The sequence below is a fragment of the Bacillus sp. OV166 genome, from assembly GCF_900177675.1.
GTDB lineage: Bacteria > Bacillota > Bacilli > Bacillales > Cytobacillaceae > Neobacillus.
Window position 1 is genome coordinate 4,095,778 of sequence record NZ_FXWM01000001.1, and the last position, 20,455, is coordinate 4,116,232.

Genomic DNA, 20,455 nt, shown 5'->3' on the forward strand with positions numbered 1-20,455 from the left:
TGATATAAATTAAGCGCAAACTTAAATCAATCAAAAAAAAAAAGCCAAAAACTAGATTCTTGGCCCGTCGACCTTTATGGAGTTTTTTCCGGTACCTTTACAAGCGCTGATTTTCGAAACTCTGATGGTGAAAAGCCTGTAAGCCTCTTAAAGTTGTTACTAAAATAAGCTAAATCCGAGTATCCCACTCTCTCAGCAATCTCAGCTAATCGTAAGGTTGTATTCAGTAATAAACGTTTGCTTTCCTCAATTCGCAGCTCGGTAATAAAATCGACAAACTTTTTGTTCAGCTGTTGTTTGAATAATTGACTAAGATAACTAGGATTCATATGGACAGATTCTGCCGCATCTTTCAGTGTAATGTGGTCTAATGGTGTTTTTTCTAAATACTGCAAAACCTTTTCGATCGTTGAGGAAGGAAGATTTTCATCCTCATTTTTTTGAGTATTCCTTTTTGTCTCTTCTTTTGATTTCATTTCTAGCCACTTTTCAAGGCAATCTTTTAACTCGGTTTCCTCTACTGGTTTTAGAAGATAATCGGTTACCCCGGTTCGAATCGCATGTTGAACAAATTGAAACTCGTCATGAACACTGATCACAATGACATCCTGTTTCTTCTTCAATTGACTCAATTCTTTTACTAACGATAGCCCGTCCATTATCGGCATTCGAATATCCGTTAACACTAGATCTGCATCATTATGCTTAATCCAGTCGAGCGCTTCTAACCCGTTTTCACATTCGTGGACCACTTGCAAAGGAAGCTTCAACTTGTTTATCGTCCACTTAAGAGCTGTTCGAACCCATCTCTCATCATCAACCAACAAGATATTTTTCTTCATACTCTCTCCTCCTCCACATGATGATCTAGTATCGGTAAATGGATCAATACCTCAGTCCCTGAACCCTGTTCACTTTGAATGGTTATTCCATACTCAGGTCCAAACAAATAATGAATTCTTTGATGAACATTTACGATTCCTATATTTTTCCCATCACTAGTGGCCGTTTTTAAGTCCATTCTTTTCTTGATTTCTTCTAAAATATGATCCTTTATTCCTTCACCAGTATCGGAAATGCGAATAACAACGGAAGATTCAGAATGACGGAAAGCTGATATCACAATTTTTAATTTTCTAGTATTAGGACCAAAACCATGAACAAAACAATTCTCAACCAACGGCTGGAGGGAAAATTTTACCATTTCCAGTTCCATTACCCATTGAGGAATATCAAACATGTACTCAAAACGGTCCTCAAAGCGAAACTTTTGAATCTGCAGATACATTTCACAAAAATTCACTTCTTCTCTAAAACTCACGGTAGATGAATGATTATTTAGATTATACCGAAGTAGTTTTCCAAGTGAGAAAGACATGGTTGCAATATTTTCCTGATTTTCTTCCAATGCCATACCCCTTATAGTTTCAAGAGAATTGTATAAAAAGTGGGGATTCATTTGTGATTGCAGCATTTTTAATTCCACTTCTTTTTGTTTAAGTGACATTTCTGCTTCCTTTAACTTAGAGACGTATACTTCTTCAAGTAGATTGGATAGTTTCTCAACTGTATTATTAAAACCAGCAGTCAATTGTCCGATTTCATCATTAGAATCCACTCGGACTCTGCCATCTAATTTTCCAATTTCAACTTCCTTCATAAAATGTTGCAGACGACGGATGGGCCGAATGATGCTTGTGGCGAATCCGAACCCGATCAAATAGGCAATGATCAAAGAGACAAGAATGGTTAAGGATATGGCTTTTTCAATTTGAACGATTCCCCCCGTCAAATCTCGGTATGGGACTGCCGATAGAAACCTCCAGCCGAGGTTTCGAGAGAAAGTATAGGTAACAAAATCTCTCCGTTCATTTTCTAAAATTTCCGTGCTGCTTCCTTCTGTTTTCAGGTTTGAAAGTTGTTTGAATTCAACCCTTTTCCCGAGTTTTGAGTAGTCAGGATGGTAAATATAATGCCCGTTCGCATCTAAAATGGAAAAATAGCCATTTTTACTGATTGTTACCTTGTTAGAGATTTCTTCAATTCTTCTGAAATTGATATCAATAATAAGCATGCCTACAGGTAAGAGAGTCTGGGGATTATAAAGTCTCCTTACTAGTGAAATGACAGGCTGTTCCTTATTTTCTAATTTTAACTTTCTCATAACTAACATACTCATCCCATTAAGTGGGACTGACGAATACCAATATTCCTCTTTCATTTTCGCAGCAGGATAGAAATTTCTATTTCCAAGAGTATCAATAACCTGATTGTTATTAAGTAGTATAGTGATATTTGTTATATCTGCTCTTGAGTATTCTGCTTCTTTAAGGGTGTTACGAGTTGGTTCAATAAATTGATCTCTATTTTCTGACGTTTTCAATTTCAAAAGGCTCGATAATTCAGGAGAGTTGATAATTTTTAGACTGGTAATCTCAAAATCTTGTAAATAATATTCGATATGTGTCTCTACTTGATCAATTACTTGGCTGCTCGATTGTCTAAGTACATTTTCAAGTTCAACCGATGATCGATTGTATGAAATAACTCCAACTGAAATGACTGGAAAAATAACCAGAAAACTGGAGAAAACGCAGAGCTTTATCATCAGTGATTGATTTTTTAAGAGGATGTATCGTTCAAGGAATTCTGCGATTTTTCTCCACCACTTCATCATTGTTGTTATTCATTCCTATCTTTAGTGATTTTTTAAACAGAAAAGACCTAGCTGGTAAATGGATATATTCACCAACTAGGCTTACTGCCAGCTATAGATTATGGACGTGCTTTTTCAATGGCATCCATTACCTCTTTATAATCTTTTGAATATTTATCAACCATGGATTTAACAGCGTCTTTCCAAGGTGTAATATCATCAACCTCAGTGAAGGTAACTCCTGCCTCTTTCAGTTTCTTAGTAGAACGCTCTTCCCACTTATCCCATTCTTCTCTTTGAGCTTGAACGGAATCAAGTGCTGCTTGTTTCACAATTTTTTGGTCTTTTTCTGAAAGCTTATCCCATGCTGCTTTACTAATAAGCAGGACTTCAGGGATCCGTTGATGATGGTCTAAAATAAAGTTTTTCGCTTCTTGATAATGATTAGAAGAGTCTAAGCTTGGGATGTTATTTTCTGCACCATCAATGATTCCTGTTTGCAGCGCACTGAATACTTCGCCATATGGCATTGGTGTCGCACTTGCCCCAAGAGCTGCCATGAAATCAATATTGATTTTACTCTGCTGCACACGGATTTTTTGCCCTTTTAAGTCCTTTACACCTTTTAGTGGTTTAGTAGAATAAAAACTACGTGACCCAGAATCAAAATAAGCAAGCCCTTTCATTTTTGACTGCTCTAAACCATCTAACAATTTTGTACCCATTTCACCGTTAAGAAAATTCCATAAGTGTTCTTCGCTTTCGAATACATATGGGAGTCCTAGTGCAGTGAACTGATCATTGAACTCGGCAAGTGGACTAGAATTGATTCTTGTGAACTCAATTGCTCCAAGCTGAACCTGTTCCAACACGGATTTTTCATCCCCTAATTGGGCAGATGGAAATACCTCAATTTTAATTCGGCCATCTGTTCTTTCATCAACCAATTCGGCAAACTTTTTGTCTCCAACAACAGTTGGATAATCTGGCGGCTGATTATCTGCCAACCGGAACGTATATTTAGGTTCCTCAGCTTTCGAACCCCCATCTTTTGTACCCGTCGTTGCTTCTTTCCCACAGGCAGCTAGGATGCTACCCATTAAAAGCGTTGCTGCAAGAATTCCTGTAATCTTTTTTTTCTTCATTCTTGTAACCCTCCCTTAAAAATTATATTTTTTTATTTTCACCTTTCCTTCGGTTACTTGACTAACATATTAGGAAGCCAAAGGACTACCTCAGGAATATAGGTAATAACCAACAGAACAATTAGTAAAGCATAGAAAAATGGCATCATTGCTTTTGTCCCTTGTTGTATCGAGACCTTACCTATCGCACATCCAACGAACAAAACGGTTCCTACAGGCGGCGTTAAAAGGCCAATCCCAGCATTTAAAATCAGGACGATTCCGAAATGCACCGGATCCATTCCAAAGCTGGTAACAACTGGAAGGAGAATAGGTGTCATAATTAAAATCATTGGTGCCATGTCCATTGGTGCTCCAAGGAGAAGCAACAAAATATTAATAATTAATAGAATAATAATCGGGTTATCAGAAATACTTAAAAATAAGTTCGTTACCATTGAAGGAATTTTCAGGTAAGCTAATATCCAGCCAAACGAAGCGGATGCTGCTATTAAGAAAAATACCATCGAAACAGTTCTCATCGTCCGGGTTAATATTTTCCATACATTAGAAAATTTTGCTTCCCTATAGACAACAAACGCTAGAATAAAAGAATACAAACAAGCTAATGCCCCAGATTCCGTTGCTGTAAACCAGCCACTCATAATCCCGCCCAAAATAATGACTGCTGGGCTTAAGGATAAAAGTCCATGTAGAAGGATCCCGCCAATTTCTGACTTTGGAACAGGGTCCGCTTTTTGGTAGCCTCGTTTTCTAGCAATAATGTAACCTGTGATCATTAAGGAAATTAACATAATAAATCCAGGAACAATCCCAGCCATAAATAAACTGGCGATGGAAACACCACCTGCTGCTAAGGAATATAAAACAAGATTATGACTCGGCGGAACTACCACACCTTGAATGGCCGATGCAATCGTTACTCCCACTGCATAGTCTGCTTCGTATCCCTTCTTTTTCATCATCGGAATCATAACTGAACCAACAGAAGAAACGTCGGCGACGGCAGAACCAGAGATATTTCCAAAGAACAATGCAGCTACACTGTTAACCATGGCGAGCCCACCGCGAATTCTGCCAACCATTAAACTTGCCAGATTCACAATTCGAGTCGCAAGGCCGCCCTCACTCATAATTTGTCCTGTCAAAATAAAGAACGGAATCGCAAGTAAAGAAAAGGAATTCATCCCTTGAATCATTTGCTGGCCCACTACCGGAAGAGGTATACCTAGATAGATAACCGTCAGTAATGACGAGGCAATCAGCGTTAGGGCAATGGGAAAACGAAGTAAGATTAAAATAACAAAGCTTGATAGTAAGATAATGATCCCAATTGTGTTGCTGTCCAAGTTACATACCCTCCTCTATCTCTTTGTGACGAGTGGTGTTAATGTTAAAGAATTGCAAAAGCGAATATACACAAATCATCACACCAGTGACAGGCATAACCGCATAAGTGATACTACTCGGCCATTTTGTCGCCGGCAGGGTTGAATCCATCATCAATACCGTGAAGTCCCAGCCCTGGATCACCAAGTATAATCCGAAGGCAAAAATAGAGGCACTGATAATTTTATCTAAAACTTTATTAAAACTTTTAGAAAATAGATTCGTGAAAGAATCAATGCCTAAATGGATATACTCTCGAAATCCCACCGCAATGGCCATAAAGGCAAACCAAGCTAGTAACAAAAGAGTAACTTCCTCTGACCAAAAGAAAACAAAATTAAATAATTTCCTGGTAAAAACTTGTAGGGTGACGACAAAAATTAAAGCAATTAACGATAGTAGTGTGAATTTTTCAAAAATGGCATCGATGACTAGACCTACTTTTTTGATTACATTCATTTGATTCCCCCCATTTGAAAACGTTTTCCTGTCTCTCATTTTATGAATCTTTTGAATGTTTTTGAATGTTCTTTTTTTAGGATAATTTGTGATTTTTTTAGGTGGAATTTGAAATCCTTTTTATTTGAAACTATTTACTTATTTTTGTAAGTTTAATAAACGAATTAAATATAGATTAAACTTACCATGTTAACGGTATTCCATCAACTGGTTAAAAAAATAGGCTCTATCAATTCTAGTAGTGGTTCCGAGACCGTAGAGGAATATTATAAATAGCATCAGTAGTGTTGCATTATATAAATTCATAGACCTTGGGGTCGGTTCTTATCGAGGACATTCGGAAGATTGCGCGCAAAAAGGCACAACTAGGCTATATTTGCTAGTTGTGCCTTTTTCTATACTATGTTTCAGATCTGTCCCGCAAAATTTTTGATTACCACAGAAAATGTGCCAGTCACAAGCCAGGAAAGTTACTGATATATGCTGCCCCCAGATTGCTTAAACTCCTTAGCTTTTTCCTTCATACCTGTTTCAATAGCTTCCTTCGTATCAAGTTTGTTTTCTTTCGCATAATTACGAATATCTTGAGAGATTCTCATGCTACAAAATTTTGGTCCACACATTGAACAGAAATGTGCTGTTTTTGCACCTTCCGCAGGTAAAGTTTCATCATGATATTCTATCGCTCTTTCAGGATCTAAAGATAAATTAAACTGATCTCTCCAACGGAATTCAAAACGAGCTTTTGATAAGGCATCATCTCTTTTTTGTGCTCCTGGATGTCCTTTTGCCAAATCAGCAGCATGGGCGGCAATTTTATAAGTAATAACCCCTACACGAACATCCTCTTTATTCGGTAACCCTAAATGTTCTTTAGGCGTTACATAACAAAGCATAGCTGTACCATACCAACCAATCATGGCAGCCCCAATAGCAGATGTAATGTGATCATAACCAGGTGCTATATCAGTCGTAAGAGGCCCAAGTGTGTAGAATGGTGCTTCCTGACACACTTCTAGTTGTTTATCCATATTTTCTTTAATTAGGTGCATGGGTACGTGTCCAGGTCCTTCAACCATCACCTGTACATCATGTTCCCAAGCAATTTTTGTTAGCTCTCCAAGAGTCTCTAATTCTGCAAACTGCGCTTCATCATTGGCATCTGCAATTGACCCAGGACGTAAACCATCTCCTAAAGAGAAGGCAACATCATACGATTTCATTATTTCGCAGATTTCTTCAAAGTGAGTATATAAAAAGCTTTCTTTATGGTGGTGTAAACACCATTGTGCCATAATTGATCCACCTCGGGATACAATACCTGTTAACCGTTTAGCCGTTAATGGAACATATCGTAAAAGAACACCAGCATGAATTGTGAAGTAATCAACACCTTGCTCCGCTTGTTCAATCAAGGTATCACGGTAAACCTCCCATGTAAGATCTTCAGCAACACCATTTACTTTTTCAAGTGCTTGATAAATGGGGACGGTGCCGACAGGAACTGCTGAGTTTCGAACAATCCATTCCCTTGTTGTATGAATGTTTTTACCTGTTGATAGATCCATAATATTATCGGCACCCCAGCGCGAGGCCCATGTCATTTTTTCAACCTCTTGTTCGATGGAGGATGAAACAGCCGAGTTGCCAATATTCGCGTTAATTTTAACATGAAAATTACGTCCTATTATCATAGGTTCTGACTCTGGATGATTGATATTAGAAGGAATAATCGCTCGACCTTTTGCCACTTCATCACGCACAAATTCAGGTTTCATATTTTCCCTTATGGCGATAAACTCCATTTCAGGAGTAATAATTCCCTTTTTAGCATAATGAAGCTGTGTGACATTTTTCCCTTTTTTTGCACGTAATGGTTTGCGCTTTAAACCAGGAAACACGTTATGATTGGCACGAGGATCATTTTGATCGTTATACCCATTATCTTCAGGTTTAATTTCTCTACCTTCATATTCCTCAATATCTGCTCGTTCATGAATCCATGTGCTTCGAATGGCAGGAAGACCTTTTGTAATATCAACAGAATAATTTAGATCCGTATAAGGACCGCTTGTATCATAGACGCGAACTGGAAGGTTTTCCTCTTCTCCAAACGCACCCGTTGTCGGGCTTAACTCAATTTCCCGCATTGGTACTTTAATGTCGGATCTCGAACCTGTTACATATACTTTTTTACTTCCTGGAAAACTTGACATGATGGAAATATTTTGTTCGTTTAATGAAGTCGTTGACATAATACATCTCTCCTTTTTTTGAATATAAAGGACGAGATACAGACCATAACAAGTGAATAAGCGTATAAAAGTACATCAAAAAGCCGGGCCCATAAATGGTTGGACCCGGCTAATATGTATGCAGAAGTATAGGTGCAGTAAAGATTGTCTATTCTAACTTCCCCACGCTGGTATGATCCAGATCAGGTCCCAAGAGTCAAGAAACTTCATCGTGTTTCTTTCTCAGCCCAACTTATTGGGCACCCCTAGTTATTTATATTCAATTAAGTTACATTATATATGAGTATTGGTAAAAATGAAATACATAATATTATTTAAAGTGATATAGTCGTTTTAGATAGTATGTCTAGGATAGAGAGAAAGGTTAGATATCTACTTGCTTGGGTTTTAAGAAGTATAATTCTTTTTTGTACCCGAAAAAAAGAAGGCTTACTTGTGACCTGACGCTCCATAATCTTTGATTGTTATTTTTACGTTGTAGTAAATTGGAACCTCACTGAATGTTTGATCCCAATCTTTTTTGACTTTTTCCCATACTTTCGGATGCTCAATTCTTAAACGGTTTCCAAAGCCAGCAACGTCTACTCGATATTTCCTTTGCGTTTTTTTAATTGTATGTTCAACCAATCGTTTTACTTCTTTTTCGGTGGATTCTTCTGCCCGTTTTAGAAATGTATTATCAAAAGAGTTACCTGAAACCACCCAATTCTCAGATAATCGCCCTTCTGATTCGATGTTTACATCAAAAGAGATATAGTTTCCCTTAACATGAGAGGTGATTTTACTTTTCATAGAATCTAACTCATATACGATTAGCCCACTAGTCTGTTTATCAAAACTTTTTACCAAACCGCCTTTCCCCTTGCCTGTTATCCATGTTATCCCCTCCAATTCCTCTTCATTTAAAAAACCACGCAGTTTTTTTGTCTTTCCTTTTATCACGGCAGCTCCTGCAAATTTCACTTCTCCATTTTCCGAGATCACATTTTGCAAAAGAAAACTGGATCCTGATTTTAGCTTACCGTCTAATTTAATAATCGAGATAGGAGGCAAAATTCTTGTCGTTCGATAGGCATTATCTACCATTCCAAACAGACGAAATGCTGGAACTTCTCCTGCTTTCTTTGATACTAGGGTATTGCTAGCTCTCCCTTTACTAATAAACATAAGGCAGCTTGGTCTAAAATCATTATCCCGAAGATATTGATCAAGTAATCGATCTAAACTATACGATCGTGCAAGTTTATCACCGATTACAATGACTTTCATGTGACTGGCATTAAAAGGAAGATCCGTTCTTAATGATAATTCACGAACCTCTTGAAAGATGGAGTCTCCCGTTTCAGAAATATTAACATAAGATTGTTGTTGCGATCCCCCTTCTTTACTCATTGAACTTGCTAATTGTGAGGTAATAAGTTGATAAGTTGTAGTAATCTGATCTTTTTTGGAATAGCCTTCATCTTGTTCGTTTATCTTTTTCTCTATGGTTGACTTTTTCCCTTTATCGAATGCCACCCCTACACCTAAGCTTAGCTCTTCAATTTCATGACTGCTCCAACAGCCTGTAAGAGAAAAGAGTAAAAGGGCAGACAGCGAAACCAAGAGAAATCGTATATTGTTATGAGGTAACTTCATTGTTTTCTTCCTTTCCATCTCGCGATAATAAGAAGGAGAAGTGGTAGTAAACCAAATAAAAACAATGCAATATTGCCAATGATATCCCCAAGTTTAAATAGATCATTGATATTTTTTGGGGTGATGGAAATGACGTAAATTAGCGGAAGTAAACCATACATAACTGAACTAATGTTCTTTTTCGAAAGTTGAGCCAGCCCTAAAGCAGCTGCGTAGTAGCTGATGGTAAAGGTAGTAAACATTTGCTTAATCCATACCACCAGCAACAAAGAATCAAACCGTTCAAAAATCAAACCGGTTATCTCAAAACTTCGTATCAAATCAAGCGTTGGCCATGTCCTCGTGACCACTTCATCGACGGATAACGCTCCAATGACCATCACAACTGTTATCACATAAAAAAATAATGGAACGGAAATTCCAACTAGAACCATTTTGATTGCTTTGTTCGGCTGTTGCATAAACGCCATGATGACCAGCAGGATTTCAGGACCTGTAAATGCGAGAGTCGTCGCCTTTACTCCTTTTAGCACAGGGATGAAACCAGTCCCTATTACCGGGCGTAAATTATCGATCTCAAATATTTTTAAGCTCATAAGGGCTACTAGCAAAAAAAGGAAAATCGTAATAGGTAATATAATTTCAAACAGACGGGCAATCGGGTTGATACCGCCTATGATCAGATAGAGACCTATCCACATAAATGGCATCATAATTGCCCAGATAGGGGTACCTTCCAGCAAAAAATACCTTATTACTTCCGCCATTGAACGGAGTTGAAACCCGGAAGTTAAAAGAAAATAACATACTATAAGTAAACTAAGTAACCCGCCCACCCATTTTCCTACAATTTCACGGCTGTATTGATAAATGGTTTTTTGGGGAAACTGTTGGCATAATTTGACCATGATCACCCCTGCGATTATCGCGATCAGCCCGCCTAAAATAACACTTATCCATACATCTGGTGTATTCACCTTCTCTGCAGCTGTTCTAGGCAGTGTGAGGATTCCTGAACCAAGTATAAAGTTGCTGATGATAACAGCTGCTTGTGCCGTGGTAATTCGATCTTTTGGACTGACAATCATCCTTTCATGTTCCTTTCACAATAGGTTATCCTTTACGTATAGGATTTTTCGTATGCATCATCTTTGGACGACGTTTCATCATCATAAGGGGCATGCGAACCATCAAATCTTTCCATTCACTTAAACGATAAGGAACGGCTGGACTCATATAAGACACGCCAAAACTTTTTAGTTTCACTAAATGGCTTGTCATGAAAAGGAAAAATAGAATGACTCCATATAATCCAAGTATGGCAGCACAAAGCATGGCTACGAAGCGAAGAATACGCAATGTAATCCCTACACTATATTGAGGATTGGCAAAAGATGAGATCGCAGTTAACGCCACTACTATCACCAAAATGGGGCTAACAATCCCTGCCTGTACAGCCGCTTCACCAATGATTAACCCACCGACAATTCCCATTGCTGGACCAATTGGCTTTGGTAACCGAAGTCCAGCTTCCCTTAAAATTTCGATCGATATTTCCATAAATAATGCTTCGATAAGTGCAGGAAATGGAACACTGGACCTCGCACCTATAATGGAAATGGCTAACTTAGTAGGAATCAATCCTGGATGAAATGAGAGGAATGCAATATACAAAGCCGGTGTAAAAAGAGCCAGGATAGCTGCTAGATAACGAAGTAAACGGATGAACGTGCCAGGAATCCACCTTTCATAATAGTCTTCTGGTGATTGTAACATCATGCTAAAAGTAACCGGAACGATCAAAGCGAAAGGCGTCCCATCTAGTAAAATGGATACCCGACCTTCCATCAAGGCAGCAATCACACGATCAGGACGCTCTGTACTTTGTACCTGTGGAAAAGGACTAAGATAATTATCTTCGATAAGCTGCTCTACATAACCTGATTCTGGCACATTATCAAGATCAATTTTCTTAATTCGCTTTTCTACCTCTTGTACTAATTCAGGATCCACAATTTCTTTTATGTAAGCGACGACTAAGTCTTTTTTTGAACGCTTTCCCACTTGAAATTTTACTAACGATAAATTATCAATTTCACCATTCCCTCTCAAAAAAGATGTATTATCACTTAAGGATTCAGTGAAACCGACCCGTGGACCTCTGACTAATGCCTCTGATACTGGCTCTTCAATCGTCCTTGTTTTTAATTTTGTTGTACCAAGGATTAACGCATCAAATGATCCATCAATTAAAAGCGCGGTAGAACCTGTTAATACTTTTGATACTAACTCTTTAATAGAAGCAATCTCTTCTACTTCACTAATAGGCAGCACATGATTTTTTACAAATTTGTTTAAATTGCTTTCCTTCACAAAGGATAGCTCCTGTTTATATTCTGTTGTGAAATCAACCATCAATGATGTCATAATATGTTTATTAATCAGATCTTTATCTGATAATCCATCCACAAAAATAATGGATGCTCGAATGCCAGTACGCCCAAGATTAAACTCTCGAAAGTGCACATCCCAGTTATGACCGATTTCTTGTCTAACTAATTCTAAGTTTAAAGTCAAATCATCTGTAATCAGATGATTTGAGCCTTGAGGCTTAGATTCTTGTTGATCTTCAATTTTGTTAGGTTGTTTTTCTTTTTTTCTAACCTTTAATTTCCGTTCTCGCATTTTCATCACTCTTCCTTGCGAATCCAATTAAAAAATCTGAAGATCATGTACGGAATGAAAAACACGTTAAAAGCTTGTATAAAAACTTTCCAGTCTGGAAGATAGGAAACAATAGAATTCCACATATTAACCACCTTTATATGCCCAAATACCAGTAGCTGAAATCACGAACCAAAGTATGTAAAATAAAGTGATTTCCTTAATGTTCCTTGGATAGCATTATCTTTGGCTTACACGTGGAAATTTAAACATTATATATAACAACCCTTCATCCCCCTGGTCTTCAAAGTTTTTATATGTATTTCGAACAAGTTCTACAAGCTGTTGATATAATTTCCCAATCCTGAGCAGCGGTGACTACTCTTATAGGATGTGCATAAAAAGTAACTCATTAATTTAAAGCAAAATTAATTAAAAAAGGCACCATCCAAAATTTTGGATAGTACCTATTTCAATAGTTCATTAACTGTAATGAATTTATATCCCTCGTTTGATAATGATTGCAATATTCCTTTAATTGTATTTAGCTCTTCGCCAGTATCATCATACATTGGGTGTATCAAGATTATAGAACCAGGTTTCACATGTTTCTTCACATAACTCACTTTGTCAGTGGCAGAAGTGTAGTAAGTATCTGGTTCTAGACTCCAAGTGATCGTATCTCTATTATTCTTATATAAATAATAAGGCAAGCCTACGAGTTTTTTTCCATTCGGAGGTCGGAAATCAATTTTACCTTTATACCCGGATTCTCGAATTAGTTCGTCGGTTTTTTCAATTTCCTTCTTTATATATGAAGGGAATTTAAAAACCATCCGCTGATGAGAATATGTATGATTCCCAATTTGATGCCCTCCGCTTACAATTTTTTTAGCTTCTTCAGGATTTTTTTCAATTTCATTACCGATTAAAAATAATGTCGCTTTTACATTGTATTGTTTTAACAAGGGTAGAATTTTTTCTACATTTTTTGTTGGTCCATCATCAAAGGTCAATGCGACTACCTTTTGATTGGTCTCCACTTGGTCGGTTAGTCCACCAAATAACTGGAAGGTTCTAGAATTCATTAACTTATAGGTTCCAAGTAATAAAAGGAACACTAACAAAATTCCAATTCCACTATATATTAACTTCTTTTTCATAAAACCAGCCTTTCTTTCGAATTTAATTAAAGTCTATTTTTATAGTAACATAATCTACTAACTTTCCAAGATGAGGTATTTACTGTAAAACTTTAAAACTATCTAGAGTAAATTAAAATGGTATTTCATCATCATCTGCCTTTTACTAAGTCGATAATGTGAAAAAGTGCCAGTTCTCAAAAAAGGGAACTGACACTTTTCATATAATTATTTAACAAGTCTCTCCCGAACCACTTCACTTCGATAAGAATCTGCAATCTCGGAAAGTGCCATATACTATTGGTCTAATTTTATAATCTTATTCAACAAAAAATCTACTTTCTCTTTAAGATGTTCTTTTACACTATCATCAAGGTCCATTTCATCCATGGTCTCTTTTAATTTGCCGAACCATGCTGAGGCCCTTTCTGGAGCTATTTGAAATGGGTGTCTTTCTTTAACCTGTGATACTTGCTCACCTTGTTCCTGAATAGATTCCTCGGAAACTAAGCGATTGATAAATACTCTTTGCCGATTTTTCAGCAATTCTATATCCGTGTTTCTTTCATTAAACATATTAATATAGTATGTATCCTTTAGCAGCTTATCATAAAAGCGATCAACCAATTCATTCACTTTTTCCTGGTCTAGTGCAATGGACATCATCAATTCCCTCTTTTTCTTGAATGGAGTAGTTTCTACTATTATTATATTGTAAATAATAAACCAAATTTGTGACTTACATCACGAAAAAGACCTTTTGGAAGAATAAAGACACCTTTGTTTATCTAAACAGCAGGTGTCCCCAAAATATAAATTAAATTATTCATTCTTCGAACGGCGATTATAATCCTTTTCAATTCCTTTTTTCCAGCTTCGATCTATCTTTTTGCCACTTCGAAGGTTGACCACGGCTTCATTTACCGCTTCATAATTTAATTGCGTTCCTTTATTGTCCGCGTGGTAATCAACGGCGAAGTCCTCATCGATTCCAAATCGAGCAGCAGTCGAAATGGCATCGATATTGGCTCCAAGGAATAGGAATTCCCAGCCATATTTCTCCTTTTGGTGTTGAACCATTTTTTTGATTTTGTCGGCTGTGAATTCACGGCTGGCATTTTCCATCCCATCCGTGGTAATAACGAAGAGTACTTTTTCAGCACGTTCATCCTCACTGGTTCTCTTTTGTACATTCACGAATTTTTGTATGGTAAAACCAATGGTATCTAATAATGCAGTGGTGCCGCCTACTTGATAATCTTCTTCAGTGATAGGAGAAATGCCCCTTACATTGATTCGGTCGTGGAATAATTCGTACTCGTGATTAAATAATACGGTCGTAACAATGGCTTCCCCTTCAGCCTTTTGCTGTTTCTTCAGCATCGCATTATAACCACCGATTGTATCAGCCTCAAGTCCTGCCATGGAGCCGCTTTTATCTAAAATAAACACTAATTCTGTTACATTTCTTTTCATGAATATCATCCTCCGTTCTTTGATAAACAAAGGATAACACTAATCCATTACGAAATGGTCGCTTGGGAAGCGACATTTCAGGCACCGAGTATTGGCTGGTCAAAAGCAAATAAAGCCTCATTGATTTCATGAATATTGTAATTAGCATGTTGAATAAAATACTCAATAATCACATCAAATTTATTGCTGCGTGACAAGGTATAACCGGCTGCAGCTAGCAGCTCCATCGTTTCATCCACAGTTAATTTTAACGCAACGGCAAAAGCAATCGTGGTTTTCTTTTTCGGGGTATAATCGTCTTCATTTCGGATTTTGGAGAATAATCGCCGGTCAATATTCGCCCTTTTATACGTCTCTACATCCGTCATTCCTTTTTCATCAATGAAACGAAGCAGCCGCTCGGAAAAAGATTCATCGAGTTGGTCCAACAGGTTGACTAAGGAATACTCTGCTTCTTTATACAGATCCGGCTGAACAAATTCGACTTCTTGCGGTTGTTCCAATATATATCGTTCTTCTCTATTACGATTAAACGTGATTTCTACTTCTTCTACATAATGCTCATCAATATATTGATGAATCGATGTAAATAATTTCTTGCTTAAACCGAAAGAACCTTTGTCAAAAACAACCAGATAAACAAGCATATCATGATGTAATAAAAAAGAACCGATGGTCGAAACCGCGATTTGTAATGCTTCCTCCTTTGGATAACCATATATGCCAGTCGAAATTAATGGAAATGCAATGGACTCACATTGATGATTTTTCGCCAACTTCAAAGAGTTATAGTAACTTGCCTTTAACAGTGCTGCTTCATGTTTGGAACCACCCTGCCAAATAGGTCCAGGTGTATGTATGATATATTTGGCCTCCATGTTAAAGCCATCTGTTAAAACGGCTTCTCCAACCTTGCATTCCCCCATTTTATCGCATGCTTCTTGCAACTCATTGACACCTGCCGCACGAAATATAGCACCGCATACGCCACCACCCATTTTCAGCGATGTATTCGCAGCATTCACAACCGCATCCACCTTCATAAGATCATGGCGAACAATTTCTAATGGCATAAGTTTTCCCCTCCCCAAACCATTTTTTATAGTGTTCATTATATCAGAAAAAAATTTGATATTCTTAACAGTTGGTGCCTAACACTCTTTTACTGGTCTTTCAATTAATAAAGCATGTGAGTTTGACAAAATTCGGGTTGTGACACAGGCACGCCCTTGATATACTTTTTATATCTGCTATACTTTTTATATCAAGTTTTTAGATCTCTTTGGAGGTGGTTTTTATTCAGATTTGCCCTTATTTAGAATACTCATTCCAAATACTAGGCAAAAAGTGGAACGGGTTAATCATTCACTATTTGTCCCTTTGTGAAAACAATTCAACCAGTTTTACAGAAATGGTTCAAGAAATTTCTAATATTACGCCCAGAGTCTTATCCATGAGGTTAACTGAACTCATAGAGTATGGTCTAGTGAAGAAAGAAGTGATAGATTCACCAACGGTAACGATTTCATATAAATTAACCGAAAAAGGGCAAGCACTTGTTTCTGCCTTACAGCCTATCCAGAAATGGGCAATTGAAAATAAAGATAAGGTTTAATTAAAAAACAGGAGTGATCAAAATGAATAGTAAAAATAATATGATGTGCGATTTGGAAACAGGGGTTTGTGGCAGCGCAGGAGACGAGGAAATGGAAATGATTGACTTTAATCAACCCAAAAAAACGATTAATCTTTATTATGTCACCGACCCAATCTGCTCCCACTGTTGGGCACAAGAGCCAGTTCTCCGTCGTTTTGAAGAGCAGTATGGCGATAACTTTACCTTCCATACGGTTATGGGAGGATTATTAGAAAAATGGGGCGATGGACCTGTCGACCCAGCAAATGGAATCGCAAAACCGTCTGATGTTGCTGGACACTGGAGAGAAGTTGGTGAATATACACGCATGCCAATTGATGGCACACTTTGGTATGACAACCCTATTCACTCATCCTATCCCCCTTCCATTGTATTCAAAGTGATTCATAAACAAAATGAAGCTTTGGCTCGTGTGTTTTTACGCCGCGTAAGAGAAGCGGTTTTCGCATTCAATCAAAATATTGCAGAAAAATCGGTTTTAGTTGAAATCGTGAATAATCTTGGACTTGATGGAGAAGCAATTGTAAAAGAAGCGGAGCTGCCAAGCGGACAGCAATTATTAAATGAAGATTTCGTGCTAGCTGCCAAATTAGGTGCCAGAGGGTTTCCAACGATTGTCATGATAAATGAGGAAAATAAAGGTGTGAAGATTGTTGGTGCTCGCCCATTAGAATACTATGTTGCAGGGCTAAAACAAGTACTAGATTCAGAGACTCTCCAACCTAGACAACAACCAGCGCTATCTAGCCTGCTTGAAAAAGAAAAGCTTTTATTTTCGAAAGAGATTGAGGTAATGTACGATCTTGAAAAAACAGAAATTAACGATTTTGTTGAAAAAGAACTTTCATCAACCAGTTTTCAAGTGAGGGAAATTCTAGGTGAAACCTATTTTGTGAAGAAATAATCACCAAAACAGTAACGGGTTCCGTTCCCCATCGCTAACATTAAAAATGGAACCAAAAATGACTATCAAATTGTAAACTAATTTGATAGTCATTTTTTAGTGGTATTTCAAGCTTTTTACAGAATAAGTGCTTAAATTTGTACAATTGATAATGATTACTTATACATAAAAAACACAATTGGTACTTTTTGCATATGCCTTTTGTCTTTTTTAAAGTCTATTGTATCTGCTTTGGTTTTCCAATATAGCTAAACGAATTAGCTTCACTTTTATTTCTTTACTTAATGAAAGCCATTCAGGTTTAAGGATTTTCATTTTACATTCCCCCATTAGAGTATTGTTCAGTTTCAAGAAGTTTTTAAACAACTTATTTTGTAACAATATTCATCTGAGATGCAATTGTTTTTTCTACTAACTTTATCATTCCCGATTCCTCAAACTTTTTAACATTTTTCGTTTTCCATTTTATTTGAATTTTCTACATTTTTTTCATTTACTGTTTTGAATCGTAAGGAAACACCGTTTAATAATCGGACTCTTTTGATTCATCGGCGCTATCCTCTGCTGGAATAACAGAAGCCTCCAGCGCAGGGGAATCAAAATACTCCATAACTTTTACCTTTGGCGGCTCTGGCCGACTTTGACCATACAAACGCACGTAGATTTCTTCAATTTCCTCTCCTGTCAAATCGCCCCGCTTCAGCAATTCTTCTGCAATTGAATGGACAAAGTCGGCGTTTTCATTTACTAGCTTCTTTACTTGAAGCATTTGGTCTTTTAACAACACGTTGATTTTTGGACGGAGCGCTCTAAGTCCATCGATTCGAGAACCTATCGCCAGCCAGCTGAACAGCTCATCTCCCATACCTACCATTCCAAGGTAGGCGCCAGCTAACAGCGTAGCATGCTGCAGGTCGGAGGTGACTCCGTTTAATTTCTTGAAGAGGAACTCTTCTTCCACCGCCCGTGCAGCCAGACACACCTGGATTTCTGCTAGGATTTCGCTATCGCTTCTATTATACCGCTCCTCTGTCGGCTTGGTGGCTGCAAGACCTAGCGCACTGCCCCTGCGGATAATTGTTACCTTCCAAACCCGTTCGTGCGGCTTCAATAGATACTGAGCGACTGCATGGCCGGCCTCATGGTAGGCGACATTACGCTTCTCATCTTCCATCATAGAGCTCAGAGGCTGCTTTAGTCCCCACTCATAAGTCTCCATGGCGGCCCGGAAGTCCTCGTAGCTTGCTAACTGCGCACCATGTTGGTGTGCAATTACAACAGACTCATTAACGATGTGTTTGATTTGTGCTGGGCTATAACCAATCGTATCAAGTGCAGCCTTCTCAGGTGTAAGAGTAGCGTCCCTTTTTACCTTTTCGAGGTAATAGTTGAATACGTCCACCCTTCCATCATAATCTGGGGAATCGACCCAAAGCTTCCGATCAAATCTGCCGGGACGGAGCAGCGCCTGATCGAGTACATCGGGCAGATTGGTTGCTCCGATTGTCAGCACTGCAGGGCGTTCTGCTTTTTTGCGCCGCAACCCAAGTGAACGTAGCAATTTGGCAATCTTGGAGTTATCAATATTTGGCGGGTCCATCTGTAGAAGCAGCTCATTAAGCAGGCCCGAACCCATGCCCGCCATGCCCAGCATCCCACCCATACCACCACCGCCGCCTCCTGCCGAACGACTCATTCCGATTGCATCGATTTCGTCGATAAAGATAATACAGGCGCCGTATACTTTCGCAAGCTTCCTCGCCTTCCTATAGAGGCCCAGCACCTTCAGGTTGCCGACACCGAAGAACATATTTTGAAAACTAGGAGCCGATGCGTAAGCAAAGGGAACCTGCGCTTCGTTCGCAATTACCTGTGCCAAATAGGACTTTCCAGTGCCAGGGGGCCCACATAACATCAACCCTCGTATCGCCTCACCACCCATGTCCTTAAACTCCTTGACGCCCTTTAGCAAAACGACAATCCGCTTGGCATTATCAACGATTTCGGGATTTCCTCGGTAATCATCCCAAGTCGAACCAGTCTCGCCAGGCAGAATCCAGTAAGTTCGTCCCCGTGCCAGGAACCAAAAAAGTGCAACAAACTGGATAATCATAAACAACATTGCAAAGAGCAACTGCAGCAAATAACTAACAATAGTCAACGCTACCTGCCAATAGGCCGGCCCTCCCCTTAAGAGAATCATTCCTAAGAAAAAGATGGCCGCAAGCCAGAGAAGCGATTTACGCCACTTGACCCATTGATATTTCCTCATAGCTTCACTACCTTTCGGAATATTCAGAATATTATATGAGGAATTAGCCCTAAAAGTGCCTAGAAAGGTGTCAGGCACCTAATAAAGACAATTGTCCATCATATACGGACACCTTTAATTATGTTTAAGGCGAATAACTTGAGAATCATACTGATATTTATTCGTTGTCTAATCAGGTCATACCTTATTTATGTGAACGACATTAAGATTTCTTTCTGTTGAAGTGTTGTTAATAATTTCCATATCCCTATTAAAAATGTTCTTTAAATCTAGGCACCTTTTCCCTACAAAGGCATAGATAGATTTACCTATTCCTATGGACAAAATATTGCTATTAAACAATGAAAAAGCCCTCCATGTAGGAAGGCTTCACCTTGCTTATTTAATTAATTTATTTTTAATGTCCAATAAATATTTGAGTACAGCTGCTATACCGCTTATGAAATAGAATGTTATCAGAATCCATCCTGTTGGATCTATTGGAAACATGGTTATTAGAATGTTCAACGGCAAAACAATATATACGATATCCTTTAAATAATCTAAAACAAATGTGGGATCGAACTTGCCTGCCCAAAAAGATTGGAAGAATGCAATAAGAAAATTAAGAATCATTAGTCCAAATACAGCCCACATTGTGTAGAGCATCCAGTCTGAAAGTGTAAAGCCCATTTATCATCACCACCTTACAATATACTATGCTAGTAATAATGTAAGGTGAAGACGACAACAAGTTAAATTAACAAAATTTTCAGAAATAAGAAGTTAAATAAAAAAAGGGTTTTTGGATTCTTAACC

Annotated in this window: 17 protein-coding genes and 1 riboswitch; of the genes, 2 read left to right on the forward strand and 15 right to left on the reverse strand. The window is 38.1% G+C overall.

Annotated elements, in window-relative coordinates; genetic code table 11:
• Positions 1–74 precede the first annotated feature (74 nt).
• From CCK98_RS20175 to CCK98_RS20240, 13 genes are all read right to left on the reverse strand, one after another.
• Positions 75–842: a response regulator gene (locus tag CCK98_RS20175; RefSeq protein ID WP_088088219.1), complete on the reverse strand. Its 768-nt coding sequence runs from the start codon at positions 840–842 to the stop codon at positions 75–77.
• Complete coding sequence (locus CCK98_RS20180) at positions 839–2,677, reverse strand: sensor histidine kinase (RefSeq protein ID WP_218780164.1); 1,839 nt, start codon at positions 2,675–2,677, stop codon at positions 839–841. Before CCK98_RS20180 ends, CCK98_RS20175 begins: the two co-directional genes overlap by 4 nt.
• A 98-nt stretch (positions 2,678–2,775) precedes the next feature.
• Positions 2,776–3,801, reverse strand: a complete 1,026-nt coding sequence (locus CCK98_RS20185; RefSeq protein WP_088088220.1) for a TRAP transporter substrate-binding protein — start codon at positions 3,799–3,801, stop codon at positions 2,776–2,778.
• A gap of 53 nt (positions 3,802–3,854) precedes the next feature.
• A complete protein-coding gene (locus CCK98_RS20190; RefSeq protein ID WP_088088221.1) occupies positions 3,855–5,150 on the reverse strand; it encodes a TRAP transporter large permease in 1,296 nt (431 codons plus the stop codon).
• 1 nt (position 5,151) lies between these two features.
• Entirely contained in the window at positions 5,152–5,649 is a 498-nt protein-coding gene (locus CCK98_RS20195; RefSeq protein ID WP_088088222.1) for a TRAP transporter small permease, read from the reverse strand.
• Between the two features lie 470 nt (positions 5,650–6,119).
• On the reverse strand, positions 6,120–7,904 hold the full coding sequence (gene thiC / locus CCK98_RS20200) for a phosphomethylpyrimidine synthase ThiC (protein ID WP_088088223.1): 1,785 nt from the start codon (positions 7,902–7,904) through the stop codon (positions 6,120–6,122).
• Positions 7,905–8,046: 142 nt separating this feature from the next.
• Positions 8,047–8,161: riboswitch (TPP riboswitch) on the reverse strand.
• A 172-nt stretch (positions 8,162–8,333) separates the two neighbouring features.
• Entirely contained in the window at positions 8,334–9,542 is a 1,209-nt protein-coding gene (locus tag CCK98_RS20205; protein WP_088088224.1) for a Ger(x)C family spore germination protein, read from the reverse strand.
• Positions 9,539–10,630, reverse strand: coding sequence for a spore germination protein (locus tag CCK98_RS20210; RefSeq protein ID WP_088088225.1), 1,092 nt, complete (start codon positions 10,628–10,630; stop codon positions 9,539–9,541). Before CCK98_RS20210 ends, CCK98_RS20205 begins: the two co-directional genes overlap by 4 nt.
• A gap of 25 nt (positions 10,631–10,655) precedes the next feature.
• The gene (locus CCK98_RS20215; protein WP_373408542.1) at positions 10,656–12,227 is read right to left on the reverse strand and encodes a spore germination protein; all 1,572 of its coding nucleotides are present in this window, start codon (positions 12,225–12,227) and stop codon (positions 10,656–10,658) included.
• A 446-nt stretch (positions 12,228–12,673) separates the two neighbouring features.
• The gene (locus CCK98_RS20225) at positions 12,674–13,369 is read right to left on the reverse strand and encodes a polysaccharide deacetylase family protein (protein ID WP_088088228.1); all 696 of its coding nucleotides are present in this window, start codon (positions 13,367–13,369) and stop codon (positions 12,674–12,676) included.
• Positions 13,370–13,645: 276 nt separating this feature from the next.
• A complete protein-coding gene (locus CCK98_RS20230; protein WP_088088229.1) occupies positions 13,646–14,014 on the reverse strand; it encodes a protoglobin domain-containing protein in 369 nt (122 codons plus the stop codon).
• A 156-nt stretch (positions 14,015–14,170) separates the two neighbouring features.
• On the reverse strand, positions 14,171–14,824 hold the full coding sequence (locus CCK98_RS20235; protein WP_088088230.1) for a vWA domain-containing protein: 654 nt from the start codon (positions 14,822–14,824) through the stop codon (positions 14,171–14,173).
• Positions 14,825–14,901: 77 nt separating this feature from the next.
• Positions 14,902–15,897: a macro domain-containing protein gene (locus CCK98_RS20240; RefSeq protein ID WP_088088231.1), complete on the reverse strand. Its 996-nt coding sequence runs from the start codon at positions 15,895–15,897 to the stop codon at positions 14,902–14,904.
• Positions 15,898–16,112: 215 nt separating this feature from the next.
• Here CCK98_RS20240 and CCK98_RS20245 point away from each other — a divergent pair, with 215 nt between their 5' ends.
• Both CCK98_RS20245 and CCK98_RS20250 read left to right on the forward strand, forming a co-directional pair.
• A complete protein-coding gene (locus CCK98_RS20245) occupies positions 16,113–16,439 on the forward strand; it encodes a helix-turn-helix domain-containing protein (RefSeq protein ID WP_306298956.1) in 327 nt (108 codons plus the stop codon).
• Between the two features lie 22 nt (positions 16,440–16,461).
• Complete coding sequence (locus tag CCK98_RS20250; protein ID WP_088088232.1) at positions 16,462–17,385, forward strand: DsbA family protein; 924 nt, start codon at positions 16,462–16,464, stop codon at positions 17,383–17,385.
• Between the two features lie 523 nt (positions 17,386–17,908).
• Here the strand turns inward: CCK98_RS20250 and CCK98_RS20255 are convergent.
• On the reverse strand, positions 17,909–19,657 hold the full coding sequence (locus CCK98_RS20255; RefSeq protein ID WP_088088233.1) for an AAA family ATPase: 1,749 nt from the start codon (positions 19,655–19,657) through the stop codon (positions 17,909–17,911).
• A gap of 378 nt (positions 19,658–20,035) precedes the next feature.
• Positions 20,036–20,329 carry a hypothetical protein gene (locus CCK98_RS20260; RefSeq protein ID WP_088088234.1) on the reverse strand — a complete coding sequence of 98 codons (294 nt, stop codon included), beginning with the start codon at positions 20,327–20,329 and terminating at the stop codon, positions 20,036–20,038.
• Positions 20,330–20,455: the final 126 nt, after the last annotated feature.

What these genes read in the sequence shown, in the direction of transcription:
- CCK98_RS20175 (WP_088088219.1), bottom strand. Translation starts at nt 842, where the DNA reads ATGAAGAAAAATATCTTGTTGGTTGATGATGAGAGATGGGTTCGAACA.
- CCK98_RS20180 (WP_218780164.1), bottom strand. Translation starts at nt 2,677, where the DNA reads ATGATGAAGTGGTGGAGAAAAATCGCAGAATTCCTTGAACGATACATC.
- CCK98_RS20185 (WP_088088220.1), bottom strand. Translation starts at nt 3,801, where the DNA reads ATGAAGAAAAAAAAGATTACAGGAATTCTTGCAGCAACGCTTTTAATG.
- CCK98_RS20195 (WP_088088222.1), bottom strand. Translation starts at nt 5,649, where the DNA reads ATGAATGTAATCAAAAAAGTAGGTCTAGTCATCGATGCCATTTTTGAA.
- thiC (WP_088088223.1), bottom strand. Translation starts at nt 7,904, where the DNA reads ATGTCAACGACTTCATTAAACGAACAAAATATTTCCATCATGTCAAGT.
- CCK98_RS20205 (WP_088088224.1), bottom strand. Translation starts at nt 9,542, where the DNA reads ATGAAGTTACCTCATAACAATATACGATTTCTCTTGGTTTCGCTGTCT.
- CCK98_RS20210 (WP_088088225.1), bottom strand. Translation starts at nt 10,630, where the DNA reads ATGATTGTCAGTCCAAAAGATCGAATTACCACGGCACAAGCAGCTGTT.
- CCK98_RS20215 (WP_373408542.1), bottom strand. Translation starts at nt 12,227, where the DNA reads ATGCGAGAACGGAAATTAAAGGTTAGAAAAAAAGAAAAACAACCTAAC.
- CCK98_RS20225 (WP_088088228.1), bottom strand. Translation starts at nt 13,369, where the DNA reads ATGAAAAAGAAGTTAATATATAGTGGAATTGGAATTTTGTTAGTGTTC.
- CCK98_RS20230 (WP_088088229.1), bottom strand. Translation starts at nt 14,014, where the DNA reads ATGATGTCCATTGCACTAGACCAGGAAAAAGTGAATGAATTGGTTGAT.
- CCK98_RS20235 (WP_088088230.1), bottom strand. Translation starts at nt 14,824, where the DNA reads ATGAAAAGAAATGTAACAGAATTAGTGTTTATTTTAGATAAAAGCGGC.
- CCK98_RS20240 (WP_088088231.1), bottom strand. Translation starts at nt 15,897, where the DNA reads ATGCCATTAGAAATTGTTCGCCATGATCTTATGAAGGTGGATGCGGTT.
- CCK98_RS20250 (WP_088088232.1), top strand. Translation starts at nt 16,462, where the DNA reads ATGAATAGTAAAAATAATATGATGTGCGATTTGGAAACAGGGGTTTGT.
- CCK98_RS20255 (WP_088088233.1), bottom strand. Translation starts at nt 19,657, where the DNA reads ATGAGGAAATATCAATGGGTCAAGTGGCGTAAATCGCTTCTCTGGCTT.
- CCK98_RS20260 (WP_088088234.1), bottom strand. Translation starts at nt 20,329, where the DNA reads ATGGGCTTTACACTTTCAGACTGGATGCTCTACACAATGTGGGCTGTA.